The organism is Chitinophaga dinghuensis, assembly GCF_003259435.1.
Lineage (GTDB): Bacteria > Bacteroidota > Bacteroidia > Chitinophagales > Chitinophagaceae > Chitinophaga > Chitinophaga dinghuensis.
Genome location: NZ_QLMA01000012.1, coordinates 1 through 18,528, shown reverse-complemented (window position 1 = coordinate 18,528; position 18,528 = coordinate 1). Strand labels below are relative to the sequence as shown.

The 18,528-nt window shown below is 46.6% G+C and carries 16 protein-coding genes and 1 tRNA gene; 14 read left to right on the top strand and 3 right to left on the bottom strand.

Annotated features, from left to right (window positions below; genetic code table 11):
• The coding region (locus CLV59_RS29135; RefSeq protein WP_211324039.1) for a hypothetical protein at positions 1-196 on the top strand (196 nt) is incomplete at its 5' end.
• 83 nt (positions 197-279) lie between these two features.
• On the opposite strand, the gene CLV59_RS27455 is transcribed toward CLV59_RS29135, so the two are convergent.
• Positions 280-1,707 carry an aminotransferase-like domain-containing protein gene (locus CLV59_RS27455; RefSeq protein ID WP_111595313.1) on the bottom strand — a complete coding sequence of 476 codons (1,428 nt, stop codon included), beginning with the start codon at positions 1,705-1,707 and terminating at the stop codon, positions 280-282.
• Positions 1,708-1,820: 113 nt separating this feature from the next.
• Between CLV59_RS27455 and CLV59_RS27450 the strand changes: the two genes are divergently transcribed.
• From CLV59_RS27450 to CLV59_RS27410, 9 genes are all read left to right on the top strand, one after another.
• Positions 1,821-2,756, top strand: coding sequence for a DNA-3-methyladenine glycosylase family protein (locus CLV59_RS27450; RefSeq protein WP_146616335.1), 936 nt, complete (start codon positions 1,821-1,823; stop codon positions 2,754-2,756).
• Positions 2,732-3,244 (top strand): methylated-DNA--[protein]-cysteine S-methyltransferase, encoded by a 513-nt coding sequence (locus tag CLV59_RS27445; RefSeq protein ID WP_245950971.1) that lies wholly within the window; start codon positions 2,732-2,734, stop codon positions 3,242-3,244. Before CLV59_RS27450 ends, CLV59_RS27445 begins: the two co-directional genes overlap by 25 nt.
• Before the next feature lie 132 nt (positions 3,245-3,376).
• Positions 3,377-4,762 carry a pyridoxal phosphate-dependent decarboxylase family protein gene (locus tag CLV59_RS27440; protein ID WP_111595391.1) on the top strand — a complete coding sequence of 462 codons (1,386 nt, stop codon included), beginning with the start codon at positions 3,377-3,379 and terminating at the stop codon, positions 4,760-4,762.
• An 11-nt stretch (positions 4,763-4,773) separates the two neighbouring features.
• Positions 4,774-5,688 (top strand): EamA family transporter, encoded by a 915-nt coding sequence (locus tag CLV59_RS27435; RefSeq protein WP_170137943.1) that lies wholly within the window; start codon positions 4,774-4,776, stop codon positions 5,686-5,688.
• Positions 5,689-5,821: 133 nt separating this feature from the next.
• Positions 5,822-6,262 (top strand): GNAT family N-acetyltransferase, encoded by a 441-nt coding sequence (locus CLV59_RS27430; RefSeq protein ID WP_111595309.1) that lies wholly within the window; start codon positions 5,822-5,824, stop codon positions 6,260-6,262.
• Positions 6,263-6,294: 32 nt separating this feature from the next.
• The gene (locus tag CLV59_RS27425) at positions 6,295-6,846 is read left to right on the top strand and encodes an NUDIX domain-containing protein (protein ID WP_111595308.1); all 552 of its coding nucleotides are present in this window, start codon (positions 6,295-6,297) and stop codon (positions 6,844-6,846) included.
• A gap of 36 nt (positions 6,847-6,882) precedes the next feature.
• A complete protein-coding gene (gene rlmB / locus CLV59_RS27420) occupies positions 6,883-7,653 on the top strand; it encodes a 23S rRNA (guanosine(2251)-2'-O)-methyltransferase RlmB (RefSeq protein ID WP_111595390.1) in 771 nt (256 codons plus the stop codon).
• Positions 7,654-7,798: 145 nt separating this feature from the next.
• Positions 7,799-8,650 (top strand): hydroxymethylglutaryl-CoA lyase, encoded by an 852-nt coding sequence (locus CLV59_RS27415; protein WP_111595307.1) that lies wholly within the window; start codon positions 7,799-7,801, stop codon positions 8,648-8,650.
• Positions 8,651-8,659: 9 nt separating this feature from the next.
• On the top strand, positions 8,660-9,637 hold the full coding sequence (locus CLV59_RS27410; RefSeq protein ID WP_111595306.1) for a GSCFA domain-containing protein: 978 nt from the start codon (positions 8,660-8,662) through the stop codon (positions 9,635-9,637).
• A 1-nt stretch (position 9,638) separates the two neighbouring features.
• Here the strand turns inward: CLV59_RS27410 and CLV59_RS27405 are convergent, their stop codons facing one another.
• Positions 9,639-11,099 (bottom strand): MFS transporter, encoded by a 1,461-nt coding sequence (locus tag CLV59_RS27405; protein ID WP_111595305.1) that lies wholly within the window; start codon positions 11,097-11,099, stop codon positions 9,639-9,641.
• A 110-nt stretch (positions 11,100-11,209) separates the two neighbouring features.
• Between CLV59_RS27405 and CLV59_RS27400 the strand changes: the two genes are divergently transcribed.
• Positions 11,210-13,459, top strand: coding sequence for a patatin-like phospholipase family protein (locus CLV59_RS27400; protein ID WP_111595304.1), 2,250 nt, complete (start codon positions 11,210-11,212; stop codon positions 13,457-13,459).
• Positions 13,460-14,076: 617 nt separating this feature from the next.
• On the opposite strand, the gene miaE is transcribed toward CLV59_RS27400, so the two are convergent.
• Complete coding sequence (miaE, locus tag CLV59_RS27390) at positions 14,077-14,673, bottom strand: tRNA-(ms[2]io[6]A)-hydroxylase (RefSeq protein WP_111595302.1); 597 nt, start codon at positions 14,671-14,673, stop codon at positions 14,077-14,079.
• Between the two features lie 67 nt (positions 14,674-14,740).
• On the opposite strand from miaE, the gene CLV59_RS27385 reads away from it, so the two are divergent.
• The 3 genes from CLV59_RS27385 to CLV59_RS27375 all read left to right on the top strand — a co-directional run bounded on the left by CLV59_RS27385 (position 14,741) and on the right by CLV59_RS27375 (position 18,508).
• Positions 14,741-15,844: an aminotransferase class I/II-fold pyridoxal phosphate-dependent enzyme gene (locus tag CLV59_RS27385; RefSeq protein WP_111595301.1), complete on the top strand. Its 1,104-nt coding sequence runs from the start codon at positions 14,741-14,743 to the stop codon at positions 15,842-15,844.
• 52 nt (positions 15,845-15,896) lie between these two features.
• Positions 15,897-18,320, top strand: a complete 2,424-nt coding sequence (locus CLV59_RS27380; protein ID WP_111595300.1) for a penicillin acylase family protein — start codon at positions 15,897-15,899, stop codon at positions 18,318-18,320.
• 115 nt (positions 18,321-18,435) lie between these two features.
• Positions 18,436-18,508: transfer RNA gene (locus CLV59_RS27375), tRNA-Lys, on the top strand.
• Positions 18,509-18,528 lie beyond the last annotated feature (20 nt).

Sequence of the window (18,528 nt, the reverse complement as noted above, 5' to 3'; positions counted from 1 at the left end):
TGCCTCTTTGCGCCTTTGCGAGAAACAGCACCGCTTAGATCCTCAACAAAACATAATCAACTGCTGCTTTGCTGCCTTGCTGCTCTGCGAGCAAAAACCGAAAGCAAGTACCCCAGAGGGTTGTTGCGGGCTTAAACAAACAACAAAACACAATCCTTTGCCTCTTTGCGCCTTTGCGAGAAACAGCACCGCTTAGATCCTCAACAAAACATAATCAACTGCTGCTTTGCTGCCTTGCTGCTCTGCGAGCAAAATCGAAAGCAAGTACCCAAGAAGGGCCTACTGCATTTTACGAATAAGCTTACCGAGTAATTTCAGACTATCTTCTACCTGCTTGGACCAGGGCACGCTGAAGGATATACGTAAACAGTTAGAGTAACGGTCTCGCAAACTGAATACCCTGCCAGGAACGAAGCTGATCTTATGTTTCAGTGCCTGCTGGAATAATTCATAAGTATTGATATGAGGATCCAGTTCTATCCATAACACACAGCCTCCCTGTGGACGGGCGATTTTAGTACTCTCCGGGAAATATTCCATGATAGCCTGAGAATAACGCAGGAACTGGGTATGCAGTATCTTCCGCAGATTGCGCAGATGATTTTCATACCGGCCGGTTTCCAGGAAATAGGCCACAGAAGCATGGGTGATAGTAGGACAAGCAATCGCATGATGACGTTTCATCTGCAATACTTTGTCTTTGTATTTGCCGGGAATAGTCCATCCCACCCGGAAGCCTGGCGCTACTGATTTTGATACTGAACTGCAATACAGCACATTACCTTTCTTATCAAATGTTTTGCAGGTGGCAGGACGTTGTTTCCCAAAATACAGATCTCCGTAAATATCATCTTCTATCAGTGCGATATCATATTTTTCCACCATTCGTACCAGTTCCCGCTTGTTTTTGTCGGGCATACAACAACCAATAGGGTTGTTGAAGTTAGGTACAAACAAACATGCTTTAATTTTATGACGGGGAATGGCTTTATCCAGGTATTCCAGGTCTACGCCAGTAATAGGATGTGTAGGTATTTCCAGTACTTTCAGTCCAAGTCCCTCTGCCAGTAAGGTAGCGCCATAATAAGAAGGACTCTCAATAGCGATGGTATCTCCTGGTTGAGTAGTAGCGGTAAGACATAACGTTAATGCATCTACGCAGCCGTTGGTGGTGATCACATCATTTTCGGTGTAGGCGCCGCCCCAGTTGAGTGACTGTAACGCTAACTGTCGGCGTAAGCGTACATTTCCCTGGAGCTGTTCATAGCCGATGCCATAATCCTGCAGCTCCCGCATCGCTTGCACCACTGCCTTGGCCATTTTCGCTGCCGGTAGTAAACTTGGCGGTGGAGTGGCTACAGAAAATTTCATCACATCGTCGTTGGCCATGTGCTGAAATACAGCGTCTACCATTTCATGAACGGTCACGTCCGTGGCTTTTTTGACAGGGTCGCAGCTGGTAGGAATATCCGGCATCCGTCGGGAATTGAAACGGATATAGTAGCCCGATTTCGGCCGGGATTCAATCAACCCTTTCGATTCGAGGTGATAATAGGCCTGGAAAGCGGTAGAGAGACTAATGCCCTGCTGCTTACTCAAATTACGTACAGAAGGGAGTTTTTCTCCTATTTTCAGGACGTCTTTCTCTATCAGTTGTTCTATATTATCTGCCACCTGGAGATACAGGTGATCGGCTGTCTTTAGCATAAGAAAAATATCTGATATGGTCAAAAGTACGAAAAATACATCTGTTTTGTTTGTGAAAAGATTAGCAAGAATCGGACTTGGAACTGTTAGCTGATTTTTTATTTTTGTATACTATGGATGTTCAGCAGATTTTGGTAGATGTAACAGATCCGGGAAATTTCTCCTTTCAGGAATGTTTGATATTCCTGGGGCGTTCTGATAAAGAGAGTTTACATTTTATCCGGGAGGGGAGGTTACAGAAAGTTATTTTGGCAGACGGCATCCCCGTTTTGCTGACCATTTCCGACCATGGAGACGGTCGGGTAGCAATAGATGTACTGCCGGTAGCATTTCCTGAGTTGGAAGAGAAGTCGGACGTATTGAGCACGGCCGCTGTTGCGGAAATCCGACGTTACGTAACGCGCTGGCTGCACCTGGATGCAGATCTGCGCGACTTTTACAAATGGGCAGACGCCAACCCGCTACTGGAAGGGTTGCCTAGCAGGTATCGCGGATTACGGCTGATAGGGATTCCTGATATGTTCGAATCCCTCTGTTGGACTATTATCGGACAACAAATCAATCTGGCTTTTGCCTACACGCTGCGCCAGCGATTGATTGAACATTTTGGCTACAGTATTACCGTGGATGGAGCCGTCTATAATCTGTTCCCCAGGCCGGAAGTAATCGCCGCATTGTCGCCGGAAATGCTGACACCCCTTCAGTTTTCAGGAGGGAAGGCGAAATACCTGATCGCTACTGCCCAGGAAATTGTTGCAGGCACCTTTTCCGCGGCAATGTTAGATAGCATGAGTTATCAGCAGGCGAAAGAGCGACTGGTCGCATTGAAAGGAATCGGCAACTGGTCCGCCAATTATATATTGATGAAGTATGGCCGTTTCCCGGAGGCACTGCCACTCGAAGATGCAGGCCTGCATAATGCCATCAAGGCCAGAATGCAGTTAGCCGCCAAACCGGATGCCGCATTGCTGAAGCAAATCACTGGTAGCTGGCAGGAGCATGCCGCCTACGCAACATTTTATTTGTGGAGAACACTACTACCCCAATAAATGCTATGGATACGCAGTATCATCTTCGTATAGACACCCCCGTTGGACCGCTGATAATCACCGGCACCGATACCCATATCAATGCGGTTTCCTTTACCGATGAGCCGGAGGAGACCTTCCTGGAAGCGCCGCCCCTCCTCCTGGAATGCGCCCAGCAATTACATGAGTATTTCGCAGGAGAACGCAGAGTATTCGAACTGCCGCTCGCCCAGCCGGGGACCGACTTCCAGCAATCCGTCTGGGACCAGTTAATGCATATTCCCTATGGACAAACCATTACCTATATGCAACAAGCCAAGCGAATGAATAACCTCCGAAGTATTCGCGCAGTGGCGTCTACCAACGGTAAAAATGCACTCGCTATCATTGTTCCATGTCATAGAGTAGTAGGCGCTAATGGCGTACTCACAGGATATGCCGGCGGATTATGGCGCAAACGCTGGCTGCTGGATCACGAACGCGGCGACCTGTTTACCGGGCTGCGTTAGCAAACGCTTGTTTTCCCACTGGATCATCTGATATCCTCAAAAAATCAAAAACTGGATCTGTTTTTAAAATTGAAAATGTTTCAATTTTGTGCTGGAATAGCGAATGATTCACCTTTAAGATTCCAGGCATCCATGAAGTTATCAGACGATTTAAAGTACACCGACCAGCTATTACAGCTCACCAAGGACTTTAGCAACAGGTTTTTATCAGTAGCAGATAAACTGGCGCCCCATAAGGTATTTCATTCGCTTCCTGCTGTTGCACTACCACAGACAGGCATCGGCGGCGCAGCCACTCTGGAAAAATTCCGACAGCTTTATGGCGATCAACTCACTGCCGCATCTGGCCCTCGTTTCTGGGGTTTTGTTACCGGCGGCGTTACGCCGGCTGCATTAATGGGCGACTGGCTGACCTCCGCCATGGACCTGAATGTTTCCAGCAGCGGCACAGTAGCCACTTGTATTGAAGAAGATACCCTCCGACAATTAAAATCATTATTCGGCATACCGGCGGAATTTCTCGGCGCTTTCGTCAGTGGCGCTACCATGGCCAACTTTACAGGACTGGCAATAGCCCGGCAGTGGCTGGGACTGCAACAAGGAGTAGACGTGGCCGCTGATGGGATGAACGCATTGCAGGACGTCAGAATTTTGTCTTCCGTACCTCATTCCAGCATTCTCAAATCTATGTCTATGCTGGGTTTGGGTAGAAACAGTCTGGTACGTATACCTGCCTTGCCCAATCGCGAAAGCGTTGATCTGCAAGCCCTGGAGAATTACCTGAAGGAGCACCCGAATCAGCCGTTTATTTATATAGCCAACGCTGGAACTGTCAATACAGTTGACTTTGACGATATCGCTGCGATTGTAGCATTGAAACAGCAGTATAATTTCTGGTTACATGTAGATGCCGCCTTCGGTGGATTTGCTGCCTGCTCTACGGAATATAAATCCTTACTCAATGGATGGGAAGCGGCAGACAGTATCACTGTGGATGCGCATAAATGGCTGAATGTACCTTATGATGCTGCCATGATATTCAACAGGCATCCGGAATTGCAGGTAAGCGTTTTTCAGAATCCAGGTGCAGCTTACCTCGGAGATCCGCTGCGGGAATTTCATTACAATAATTATATCCCGGAAAACTCCCGCCGACTCAGGGCATTACCCGCCTGGTTTAGCTTGCAGGCCTATGGCAGGGAAGGATACCAGTATATCGTGGAGAACAATGTCCACTTAGCAAGGAAACTAGGAACACTCATCGCATCTGACCCGAGATTAAAGCTACTGGCTCCTGTGCGACTCTGTGTTGTCTGCTTTACATTGGATGTGCCGGAGGAAACACAGGCAGATGCGGTGTCAGGATTCCTGACCGCATTGAATAACAGTGGCGTCGTATACATGACGAGGACGCAGTATCAGGGACAACCTGCTATCCGTGCGGCATTGGTGAACTGGAGAACGACAGAAAAAGATATTCAACTGGTATGGGATACCATACAACAATTGTTAACCTGAAAATGAATTTTATGCGAAAATCACTAGCAATGGGGTATATGGCGCTGGTCATCGTAAGTATTTTCTGGGGAACTACTTACCTGGCTTCCCGTATAGGCGTCAGGTATATACACGGCATTACGTTGTCCGGATTGAGACAGACCACGGCAGGATTCATACTGATCGCTATTTTCCTGCTGCGAGGCTATAAGATTCCGCAGCGGGTGGTACTCTCCAAGTTATTTGTCATTGGTTTGCTGATGCTTTGCGGCAGCAACGGCCTGATGACCTGGGCGATGCAATATATTCCCAGTGGACTGGGAGCAATTATCAGCGCTACCGTACCCATCTGGATTACCTTATTCAGTTATTTCCTGGTGCAGAAAACGAAGCTGAGCTTACAGCTGATCATTGGACTGGTACTGGGTTTTGCTGGGGTAGCGTTTATATTCTATAATTACCTGTCGAGTTTGATGAATCCGGAGTTTCGCTTTGGAATCATGTTATCCATACTGGCTTGTATCTTCTGGGCATTGGGTTCAGTATTAACGGCCAAATGGGCGATAGAGGTGAATTTCTTGTATGGTGCAGGCTTTCAGATGTTTTTCAGTGGTATTGTTATGTTGCTCGTATCCACTTTGTTTATGGGACAGCATATTTATGTAGGCAATTTCACGACTGAATTATGGGAAAGCTTGTTATACCTGATATTAGTAGGTTCCTTGCTGAGTTACAGCGCATATATATTTGTGTTGAATAACCTGCCTACTTCCCTGGCCTCCGTATATGCTTACATCAATCCCATTGTGGCGGTGTTGCTGGGATGGATATTGCTGAAGGAAGGGCTGACCTGGCTCATGGGACTTGGCTGCCTCATAACGCTGGGTGGCGTATACCTGGTGAATAATGCCGTAGCAAAAAATAAACGACTTAAAACAGCTGAATAACGTTATCCTATATACGAAGATTTTTTTAAGGTAGAAGTATAGTCAGATGCCGCGCCGGTTTCCACCGGATCAGGCATCTGATCTATTTTTAGGAAAAAGGTTAACTTGTATCCACTTTATAAAAACAGATCTTATGGAAATTATCCAGGCAACCACACTACACACGAATGAAGTAGCCGTTTTGTTCGATGCATATCGTACTTTCTATAGTCAGGCTCCTGATTTTGATGGCGCGTTACAATTCATTTCCGACAGGATTAAAAATCAGGATAGCACCATATTCCTGGCACTGGAAGGGGATGAAATTGTCGGTTTTGTGCAGTTATACCCCATTTTTACCTCAATTGGCATGAAACGTGCGTGGATGCTGAACGATTTATTCGTGCTGGAAGCCCACAGGGGCAAGGGAGCCGGCAACCTGCTGGTAGAAAGATCCCGTCAGCTCGCGAAGGATACAGATGCAAAATGGGTCATGTTGCAGACAGAAAATACTAACACAGGCGCACAGCGACTGTATGAGCGTCTTGGTTTCGAAAAAGATACCGACTATCTGTATTACTATCTGTCTATCTAAAGCTGATCCGAATAACTTATTTACATTGCAGCATGGATATACACAAAAATCCCTGGAAGATAACTTCCAGTGAGTTGAAATATGAGAATAACTGGATTCGCATTACGCACCATGAGGGGATGAACCCGGCGGGTAATCCAGGTATTTATGGCGTGGTACACTTTAAGAATCTGGCGGTAGGTGTATTACCGTTGGATGATGAGATGAATACTTACCTGGTGGGGCAGTATCGCTTCCCACTGAATCGCTTTAGCTGGGAAATTCCGGAAGGGGGTGGCGCATTAGGGGAAGACCCGCTGGATGCAGCCCGTAGAGAACTACTTGAGGAAACCGGATTAATAGCCCGTGAATGGGAAGTATTGACGCGGTTAGATACCTCCAACTCTGTAACTGATGAAATGGCGATTATATTTCTGGCCCGTGGTCTGGAACAGCAGGAGTCGACCCCTGAGGAAACGGAGCAGCTGTTGGTCAGGAAGGTACCTTTTGAGGAAGCATACAGGATGGTGAAGGATTTCGAGATAACAGACTCTTTATCCGTAGCGGCTATTCAGCAGCTTAAATTGCAGTTGCTGGGCCATTAGCGGGCTATGTCGGCCAGACCTAGTATCTTTGTGCCAATGGAAAGGAAATTTAAGAAGCACGCGAGCCCGCGTCCTAAGCAATCATCGCTGATTATCGGTCGTCAGCCTGTTATTGAAGCCATTAACAGCGGAAGGCCCATAGAGCGGATTTTTATGCTGCGCAGTGCTACGGGAGACATTATCCCACAGATTAAAGAAGGCGCTCAACAATTCAATATACCGGTAAACCTGGTGCCCGTGGAAAAACTCAACGGGATGACACAGGCGAACCACCAGGGCGTAATTGCCCTCGTAGGGAATGTAACCTACCTGGATTTACAGGATGTTATTTCCCATGTAACAGAACAGGGGCAGACGCCGTTATTCCTGATCCTGGATGGTATCACGGATGTACGAAATATCGGGGCTATCGCCCGTAGTGCAGTGTGTTGTGGCGCTCAGGCCATCATTATCCCCGACAAAGGGATTGCCGCCCTGAACGAAGAAGCTATGAAATCATCTGCCGGCGCCCTGGAGAAAATTGCCATCTGCCGCGTAAATAGTCTGCTCAAAGCAATAGATACCCTGCATCTGAATGGCATCAAAGTGCTGACCAGTGAGATGGAAACAGATATCAAATTATTTGATGTGAACCTGACAGAACCGGTAGCGGTGATCATGGGTTCGGAAGATCATGGCGTATATCCTGCTTTGCGTAAAGCTTCAGACGTACTATTCCGCATTCCTATGGCTGGAGAGTTTGAATCTTTCAACGTGTCCGTAGCTGCAGGGATTATCCTGTACGAAGCGATGAAGCAGCGTTTGTAATTTCTCGCAAAGTGCGCAAAGAAGCAAAGTGCGCAAAGGAGAAAAATATAGATAGTACATAGATATTACTTTGCGTCTTTCTTATTTTTCTTTGCGCCCTTTGCGAGCAACTAACTTTTTTAACTGCCCATTCCAAATTACGCATATGCTTAAACTGATTGAATGTCCAAGAGATGCTATGCAAGGCTGGCATCGAATCATCAGCACGGAAGAAAAAGTGCAGTACCTGAACGCACTGTTGGAAGTTGGTTTTGATACGATCGACTTCGGCAGTTTTGTATCGCCCAAAGCGATTCCGCAAATGGCCGATACAGCGAAAGTACTGCCTCAGCTTAAACTGGAGGGCAGCAAAAGCAAGCTGCTGGCTATTGTAGCGAATGTGCGCGGAGCAGAAGAAGCGGTCATATTTGATGAAATCAATTACTTAGGCTTTCCTTTTTCTGTATCTGAAACATTCCAGTTACGCAATACCAATAAAACGATCGCAGAATCCCTGGAACAGGTGCAAACCATGCAGGAACTCTGTATCAAGAATCATAAGGAGCTGGTAGTGTATATTTCCATGGGCTTTGGTAATCCTTACGGAGATGCCTATAGTCCTGAAATTGTACTCCGCTGGGTAGAGGAAATGGCGAAGCTGGAGATTAATATCATCTCCCTGGCCGATACCGTTGGGGTGGCAGATCCTGTAACGATCTCCAATCTATTCCAACACCTTATTCCTGCCTATCCGCAGGTGGAGTTTGGCGCACATTTTCACGCCGCTCCTCATCAATGGGAGGAAAAAGTACAGGCAGCCTGGGATCATGGATGTCGCCGGTTCGATAGCGCCATTAAAGGCATCGGCGGATGCCCTATGGCGAAAGATGACCTGGTGGGCAACCTGGCCACAGAGAACCTTATTGCATTCTGCGATAAACACCAGGTTTCTTTGCCGCTGGACAGAAATGCCCTCAAGAAAGCGCAGGCCCTGGCAGATGTAGTATTTACGAATTAACCGGATTACATGCAATTTCATCTCGGATTTCCAGTGGAGCCACTGGAAAATGCCATCCAGTACAGTGATAAATTGTTGCTGATGGGTTCCTGCTTCGCCGAAGAAATAGGCGAAAAGTTACAGGAACACCGTTTTAATACCCTTATCAATCCGCATGGTATTCTCTTTAATCCCCTGAGTATTACCCATGCCTTAACGACTTACCTCGATGGGAAAGTCTATACAGAAAAAGATCTCTTTCTTCATAATGATATCTGGCATAGCTGGGATCACCATAGCCGCTTTTCGGATGTAAGCCCCGAAAAAGCCCTGCAACAGATGAATACTGCCGCAGCAACGGCAGCGAATACGCTGGAACAGGCCGACTGGCTCATTCTTACATTCGGTTCAGCCCATGCCCATTTCCTGAAGGAAAACAACCGGCTGGTGGCCAATAACCACAAAGTGCCTGCGGCAAATTTCTATAAACGCATGCTGACGCCGGAGGAAATCATTACTTCCCTGGATAACCTGATGCATCGCTTGTTTTTCCGCAACAGGAAAGTTAATATCCTGTTTACGGTGAGCCCTGTCCGTTATATCCGGGATGGGGTAGTGGAGAATAATCTCAGCAAAGCGATACTGCTACAATGTGTACATCACCTGGTAAATAAGTTCGACCGCTTGTTTTATTTTCCTGCATATGAGCTGGTAATAGATGATTTGCGGGATTATAGATTTTATAAGGAAGACATGGTTCATCCAAATGAACAGGCGGTTAACTATGTATGGGATAAAGTGATTCAAAGCTGCATCCATCCTGGAAGTCAGCCCTTACTACATCAGATAGCGGAACTAAACCGGGCGGCCGCTCACCGGCCTATGAACCCGGAAAGTATCCAGCACCAGCAGTTTCTTAAAACCTATACCGACAAGGTGAAAAAACTGATGCTGGATCATCCGGAGCTGCAACTAGCCGATCTTTTAGAGCGACTGTCGTCTCACTAAATTATAATGCGGCTCCTTTATTGTCTTTAATCAGGAACAATCCTATAACAAAACATATTAATGCTATAGCCACCGGGTAGATCAATCCTGCCAGGTGGTTATGGTAGGTAGTCACCAAAATCGTGGAAATAGTAGGTAAAAGTCCCCCAAATACGCCATTTCCGATATGATAAGGCAACGACATAGACGTGTACCGGATGCGGGTCGGGAATAGTTCCACCAGGAAAGCCGCAATGGGCGCGTATACCATTGTCACAAAAAGTACCTGAATGAATACCAGCAGGATGAGGTAGATCATATTGGTACGACTCACCGTAATCTCTTTTTTATCGCCTGTTTCCTGGAGGATGGTCTGATCGTCGTAGGTATGGATGCGGGAAGTTACCTGTACCAGTTCTCCTTTATCATTTCTGTGACTGTTGCTTTCTATGCGGAATTCACTTTTCAGTTCCTGTTTATTGTTGATATTACCAATATTGTCCATAGTGGCATATATCGGGAAATAGGCCAGGGCAGCAAGTAGCATGCCTGCCAACATAATTTTCTTACGACCGATTTTATCGGATAATCCTCCGAACCAGATAAAGAACGGCGTGCCTAACAGCAGTGCTACCGCGATGATAATATTGGATTGTACAAATTCAATATTCATAGTTTTCTGGAGGAACGAGAGCGCATAGAACTGGCCGGTATACCATACTACGCCTTGTCCCATAGTAGCGCCGAAAAGCGCTATCAGTACCAGTTTCAGATTCTCTTTATTGCCGAAGCTCTCCTTGATAGGGTTCGTGCTGGTTTTACCTTCTTTCTTCATCTGTGCAAACAGTGGCGATTCAGAAAGGCGGATACGGATATAGTAAGACATCACCACCAGCAGGATACTCAGGAGGAAAGGAATGCGCCAGCCCCACTCATTGAAGGATTCAGTGCTCATGGTGGTGCGGGTAACGAGTATTACGCCGAGGGATACAAAGAGGCCCAGTGTAGCAGTTGTCTGTATAAAACTGGTATAATATCCTCTTCTTTCTGCCGGCGAATGTTCCGCTACATAGGTGGCGGCGCCCCCATATTCTCCACCGAGCGCAAGGCCCTGTAGTAAGCGAAGTATCAGGATCAGCGCCGGGGCTACAATGCCTACGGTATGATAGCTGGGAATCAGGCCGATCGCGAAAGTAGAACCGCCCATAATCAACAGGGTAAGGAGGAAGGTGTATTTACGTCCGGCAATATCTCCGAGACGCCCGAATACGATGGCACCAAATGGCCGTACCACAAATCCTACCGCAAAGAAAGCCAGTGTGGCGATATAGGCGAGATCCGGATTACTGGGTGGAAAGAATTTTTCGGAGATAATAGAGGAAAGACTTCCGAAGATGTAGAAGTCGTACCATTCTATCAAAGTGCCCGCAGAAGAGGCAAAAATTACCTGCCAGATATTCTGTTTAGCAGAGAGTTGTTTCATAGCCGTGTAAATGGATGGAATTTTAATATATCCGTAAAAGTTAAGGAATTCCAGTAAGGTTTCATAACGGCATATAATCTTTCTTTATCTTAGAGTAGCGCTTGTTACTCATGAACCCAGGACAGAACAAAACTATTAGGATTATATTCGTTGCGCTGCTGCTGAGCATATCTCTCCTCTCCCAGGCGCAGCAACGCCCGAAGATTGGCCTTACCCTTAGCGGGGGAGGAGCCAGGGGGCTGGCGCATATCGGTATATTGGAGGCGATAGACAGCGCTGGTCTGAAGATCGACTATCTAACGGGAACGAGTATGGGAAGTATTATCGGTGGCCTTTATTCGATGGGGTATTCCGCGGATTCCATTGAAATACTCGCTAAGCGGATGGACTGGAATGCGTTGTTCTCCAATCAGCCTAATATCCGGGATATATCTTACGAAGAGAAGAAAGAGTATAACAAATACATCATCGAAGTTCCGTTTGAATATGGCAAACCTAAGCTGGCATCCGGCGTTATTACGGGGCAGGCTTTGTGGCTGGAGCTGGCGAAGTTATGTTGGCCGGCGAAAGACAAAAAAAATTTTTCTGACTTTAATATTCCTTTCAAATGTATTGCTACAGATGTGGCTACCGGAGAGATTGTCACCCTCGACAGTGGAGAGATTGTCACCTGTATGCGAGCCAGTATGGCCATCCCTTCCATTTTTACCGCCGTCACTATTAATGGACGGAAGCTGGTAGATGGTGGCGTTGTTCGAAATTTCCCCGTTATCACTGCAAAAGAGATGGGCGCAAACCTGGTGATAGGCTCCAATGTGAGTGGGGGTTTGCGTAAATCGGAACATCTCGTTACGCCGATAGATATTTTATATCAGCTGGGATTTTATAAGGATGCCGTAGATTTTGAGAAAGAGCGGAAGGAATGTGATATATACATCTCTCTGAAAAAGGAATTAGAACCTTATACAGCGGCCAGTTTCGGCAGTGTAGATTCAATAATAGAAGCCGGAAAGCGTGTTGGTAGAGAGATGTATCCCGTGTTTAAGCATCTGGCGGATTCGCTGAATGCGTTAGAACAGGGACCTGCATTTACGAAAGACCGGCTGCCTTTTACCACTGATATTGAACTCAGTAGTATTCATGTAAAAGGGTTGATACATTCTGATGAGAAATTTTTCACGCAGCGTTTGCGCTTGCAACCGGGTGGTTGTTATACTTCTCAGCAATTGCGGGATGCGGTGCAGAATGTCTATGGAACTCGTTTTTATAAGCTCATCACTTACCAGCTTACGCCGGAAGGCTATGGTCAGAGCCGGATGGATATTACTGTAGAAGAGAATCCATTGACCTATGCGAAATTTGCATTGAATTATAATAGTCTGACCAATGTAATGGCGATTATTAACCTCACCCAGCGGAATTTTATCACGAAGAACTCCCGTTCTTTTGTATCCTTGGGAATCAGTGAGAACCCACGTTTACAGGGGGAGTACTTTAAGTATTTGGGGCGTCGGAGGAATTTTGGATTTGGGTTGAATACGTATTACGAGAATAACGGCATCAATTTTTACGACCAGGATTTTAACAAATTGCAGTCGTACCGGAATAAATTTGCCTATATAGGCATGGATGTACAGTTTACACTGGGTAACACCATGGCTATGGGGGCATCTACCCGTTGGGAGTATATTAAATATCTGCCGCAATTCTCTCCATTTTTGGAATTGAGAGGGAGTACCAATCAACTGAATTCTTTTATTTATTTCGGTGTGAATTCGCTGGACCGTAAGATCTATCCCAGCAAGGGTATGTTGCTGGATTTCAAGACTGGCTACATCTACAACCAGCATAGTGGCATTAAAGTGAATCTTAATGGGCAACCAGTGGATCCAAAAGATGTAGGCATCGATTTCGAAGATTTCCTGCATGCCATGTTGAAAGCGAAATATTATTTGCCAACAGGAGAGCGATCGTCCATGTTGCTGAATGCTGCGGGCGCAGTCAATTTCGGGTCGCGTCAGACGGGGGTGAATACCTATTTCGTAGGTGGCATCACAGATGTAATGTATAACCAGATTCCGATGGTAGGATTATACGAAGGAGAAGTAATCACCACCAGTATAGCTGCGATGCAGTTAGGATGGCAATGGGAAGTGGTACGGAATGTATTTGCCATGCCGAAAGTGGGAGCGGCGGTTTATGATCTGAATGCCAGTACCACCGGGAAGTATAAATATCTGAGTGGATATGGACTGGGAGCGGGTTACAGCAGCAGGCTGGGACCAGTGGAAGCCACTATGATGTATAGTGATCAGGTGGGGAAGATCCGGTTCTACGTGAATATTGGATATAATTTCTAGGGGCTTCTCGGGGTACTTGCTTTCTATTTTTGCTCGCAGAGCAGCAAGGCAGCAAAGCAGCAGTGATTGTGTTTTGTTGGGGATTGGAGCGGTTCAGTTTCACGCAAAGGCGCAAAGGCTCTCTGGGGTACTTGCTTTCTATTTTTGCTCGCAGAGCAGCAAGGCAGCAAAGCAGCAGTGATTGTGTTTTGTTGGGGATTGGAGCGGTTCGGTTTCACGCAAAGGCTCTTAGGGGTACTTGCTTTCGATTTTGCTCGCAGAGCAGCAAGGCAGCAAAGCAGCAGTGATTGTGTTTTGTTGGGGATTGGTGCGGTTCAGTTTCACGCAAAGGCGCAAAGAGGCAAAGGATTGTGTTTTGTTGTTTATTTAAGCCCGCAAATATCCTCAGGGGTACTTGCTTTCATTTTTTCTCGCAGAGCAGCAAAGCAGCAGTTGATCATGTTTTGCTGTTGAATCTAATTGCATTTTATTAATAAATCTGGCCAAACAAAAATCAAAAACAATACTACATAATCCTTTGCTGCTTTGCTGCCTTGCTGCTTTGCGAGCTAAAACCATCCGCTCTGCGCCGCAGGCGCCTTTGCGTCTTTGCGCATTTCTTTGCGTCTTTGCGTGAACTAATGCATTCTGTCGCCGCGCACTTCGATTTCGTTCATGATTTCGGCTTCGCGGTGCAGCCATTCCTGCCAGCGTTGGCGTACGCGATCCTCGGGGAAGTATTCGATGGCCAGATCGATGAAGAGGCGGTAGTGGCCGGCTTCGGAGATCATAAATTTGCGGTAGAATTCGCGCATATATTCATCTTCCAGTCCTTCGCTGAGGAGGCGGAAGCGTTCACAGCTACGGGCTTCGATGAGCGCGAATATTAGGAGAGAATCCAGGAAAGCATCATCGGCGCTGCCGCCTTTTACTTTGAATTCCAGCAATGCGTTAACATAATCGTCTTTTCTTTGTTTACCCAGTTGAAGGCCTCTTTTCTTCATTTCGGCCAGTACCTGGCGGAAATGCCCCCATTCTTCTGTAACAATAGGCGCCAGTTCTTCCACCATTCGGATTCTGTTGGGATTGCGCTGAATGAGGGAGATGGCAGATGAAGCCGCCTTCTGTTCGCAATAAGCGTGATCGGTCAGAATATCCTGGAGGGAAATGGCCGCCAGATTTACCCACCGTGGATCGGATGGTAATTTCAGGCCTAAAATGGAAACTTTACTCATGATATCGGCAAATCTAATTTTTTGCGAAGATAAGTTTGATTTTTAAATTGGTGGCAACACAACAAATATGGAAGATTTCTTACAACAGCAGTTACAACAGCGGAGAGAGCAGCATATGTTCCGTAGTCTGCGACATGCCGGTAACCTGGTCGATTTTTGTTCCAATGATTACCTGGGATTGGCCAGAAGCGCCGCTATGCAGGAAGCGGTGCATACTTTGCTGCAGGAGCGGGCCCCAATGTTGGGCAGTACGGGATCCCGACTGCTGGCAGGGAATTATCCCTGGATAGAAGAAGTAGAACAGGATTTAGCGGCCTTTCATCAGTCGCCCGCCGGATTGATCTTTAATTCCGGTTATGATGCGAATCTGGGCTTATTTTCCACCGTACCGCAGAAAGGAGATACGATTGTATATGATCAGCTGATACATGCCAGTATCAGGGATGGGATACGATTGTCGAGAGCCGAATCTTTTTCCTTTGCGCATAATGACCTGACGGATTTGCAGAAGAAAATAGAGCGGGCGAAGGGGAATGTATTTGTAGCGGTGGAATCGGTGTACTCTATGGATGGGGATATGTCGCCCTTGCAGCAGATAGCAGGTATGTGTCGCGAATGGAATGCCTGGCTGATTGTAGATGAAGCCCATGCTACTGGCGTGATTGGAGAACGAGGAGAGGGGTTGGTACAACAGTTAGGATTGCAGGAGCAGTGTTTTGCGAGGGTACATACATTTGGAAAAGCAGTAGGTTGTCATGGCGCAGTGGTATTGGGTTCTGTGACATTACGGGATTATCTGATTAATTTTTGCCGTCCTTTCATATATACGACTGCGTTACCTCCGGCGGCGATAGCCGCTGTGCAGGCTTCTTATAGTTTGTTTCCTTATATGCAGGAGGCGCGGGCTCATTTAAAAGAGCTCACCGCTTACTTTCGAAAAGGTATTCATCATTTAGAGAATGTGCCCAGCGAAACGCCGATTCAGGCAATCGTTACTAAAGGGAACGAATATACGAGAACGGTAGCTGCCGCCTTGCAACAAGCGGGGCTGGATGTGAGAGCCATCTTATCGCCCACGGTACCAAAAGGAGAAGAGCGGTTGCGTATAGTATTACACAGCTATAATACCGCAGTGGAAATTGACCGATTATTAGAAGTATTAAAACAATAACGGAATTGAAACAAATTTGATGTATTTTACATATTACATTCCTTGAAGTAATATGAGAATTATCCCCGCAATTATTACAGGCGCCATCACCGTATCGTTGACCTGGGCGCTGAACACCAAAATAGGATCTGTACCGCCACTTGGTAAGTTATTGAGTCCTCAACAGGGTTTCTGGGTAAATGCAGATCCCATAGATGCCACTCGTGAATCGATCAAATTACCTGGATTCAAAGGGAGTGCAGAAGTATGGTTTGACGACCGTATGGTGCCGCATATCTTCGCGCCAACAGAAGCCGATGCCTTTTATGTGCAGGGATATATTACAGCGAGAGACAGGCTCTGGCAGATGGAATTGCAGGCATTTGCAGCAGCCGGCAGATTATCGGAAATATTAGGTCCTTCTATGGTGGGATATGACAGAGAGGCGAGGCGTCGGGGGATGGGTTATGGCGCGGAGCAATGTCTGAAAGAGATGTTGGCCAATCCTTCTACCAAGGAAGCGATTGAGTCATATGCCGCTGGTGTCAATGCATATATAGCTACGCTTACAGATGCTACCTTACCGGTAGAATATAAAATACTGGATTACAAGCCAGAGAAGTGGGAGGTGATTAATTCTGCTTATCTGTTGAAATATATGGCGCATGATCTGGCAGGTTTTGCTAACGATCTTGGCTATACGAAAGCAAGGCAGTTTTATAATCTGAAGGATTTTAACGTGATGTATCCTGATTTCATGGACAGCACAGATCCTATTATTCCGAAAGGGACGGCTTATGAGAAGGCCAGTCTGAAAGCCGTAGCGCCGCCAGATTCTGTGCTGGCAATGGATGCGGCCTACATGAAATATCAGACGAACAATCCGGACCCTGCGAACGGTAGTAATAACTGGGCAGTAGCAGGTAGCAAAACGAGATTGGGCGCGCCGATTCTTTGTAGTGACCCGCACCTGGGATTGAGTTTACCTTCACTTTGGTATGAGGTGCAGATTCATACATCGGATATGAATGTATATGGCGCGAGTTTGCCAGGAGCGCCGGGCGTTATCATTGGATTCAATGATCATATTGCCTGGGGCGTAACCAATGGAGAAGAGGATGTGAAAGACTTCTACCGGATGCAATTCCGCGACGGGAAATCCGAATATCTATTCAATGGTCAATGGCGTAAAGCAGAGCAGCGGGTAGAAGCCATTAAAGTGCGTGGCGGTAATACCGTGTACGATACTGTTGCTTATACTGTATGGGGCCCGGCCATGTTTGATAACACGTATCCTGAAAAAACTTTAGGTCAGCAGTTCCTGGCGATGCGTTGGAAAGCGCTGGACCCATCCAATGAATTCCTCACCTTTTACAAACTGAATAAAGCGAAGAATTACGACGATTATCTGGATGCACTCAGTACCTATCAGTGTCCTGCGCAGAACTTTGTCTTCGCAGATAAAGATGGGGATGTTGCCATCTGGCATAATGGACAGTATCCATTGCGTTGGAAAGACCAGGGTAAGTTCGTGATGCCTGGAACAGACAGCAGCTTTGGATGGCAGGGATATATTCCGCATGGAGAATTGCCGCATATCAAGAATCCGGCGCGTGGCTTTGTGAGCTCCGCTAATCAGCGGGCAACAGACAGCACTTACCCATATAACCTCTATGGTTCCTATGATTTATTCAGGGGTAAGCGCGTGAATGAAGCGTTGGCGGGTATGAGCAGTATCACCCCGAAAGATATGATGAACCTGCAAACAGATAATACCAATCTCTTTGCGCGTGACGCGATGCCGCTGTTAAAAGCGCATATGTATACCGCCTCTCTCAATGATAAGCAGAAGGCGTATTGGAAAGAGCTGACGGATTGGGATGGAGTAGCCAGTCCTGGGAGTCGCGCTGCTACTATGTTTAACCTGATGTGGGATCATCTGGAGGATACTTTATGGCTGGATGATATAAATATTAATGATAGCATCAAGTTGCCGTTCCCACAGTCGACTACCACATTGATGATGTTGTTAAAGGATACAGCGGTGAAGTTTATAGATAACAAGCATACCACGCAGAAAGAGACCTTATCAGACCTTGTACATGCTGCCTTTATGGCCACAGCGCAAGACGCAGAGGATGCCGATAAGAAAGGTATTCTGCCTATCGGTAAATACAGGGGTACGGATATTCGTCATCTGACCCGGGTATTGAATGCATTCAGCGCCATGCATCTGAATACTGGTGGTGGCAGTAATATCGTCAATGCAACGAAGAAGACGCATGGTCCTTCATGGAGAATGGTGGTGCAGTTGACATCCAAAACGGAAGCATATGGTATTTATCCTGGCGGTCAGAGTGGTAATCCAGGTTCTCCGTACTACGATAATGCGGTAGCGGACTGGGTAGCGGGTAATTACTATCTGTTGCGGATCTTTAATCCTTCAGAGAAAGATGATCCTGTTATTCGCTATAAGGTGCTGTTCGGTAGTAAGTAAATCCTTCATTTTCAACTTTTTAAATATTTTTCGAATAAAATTTGGCGGGAATGAAATAATTCCTATCTTTGCACTCCCGTTACAAACAAGGGTATCGCGGTGAAAACAGCGATATGATTCCGTAGCTCAGTTGGTAGAGCAATACACTTTTAATGTATGGGCCCTGGGTTCGAGTCCCAGCGGGATCACAACCTTTCGATAAAACCTG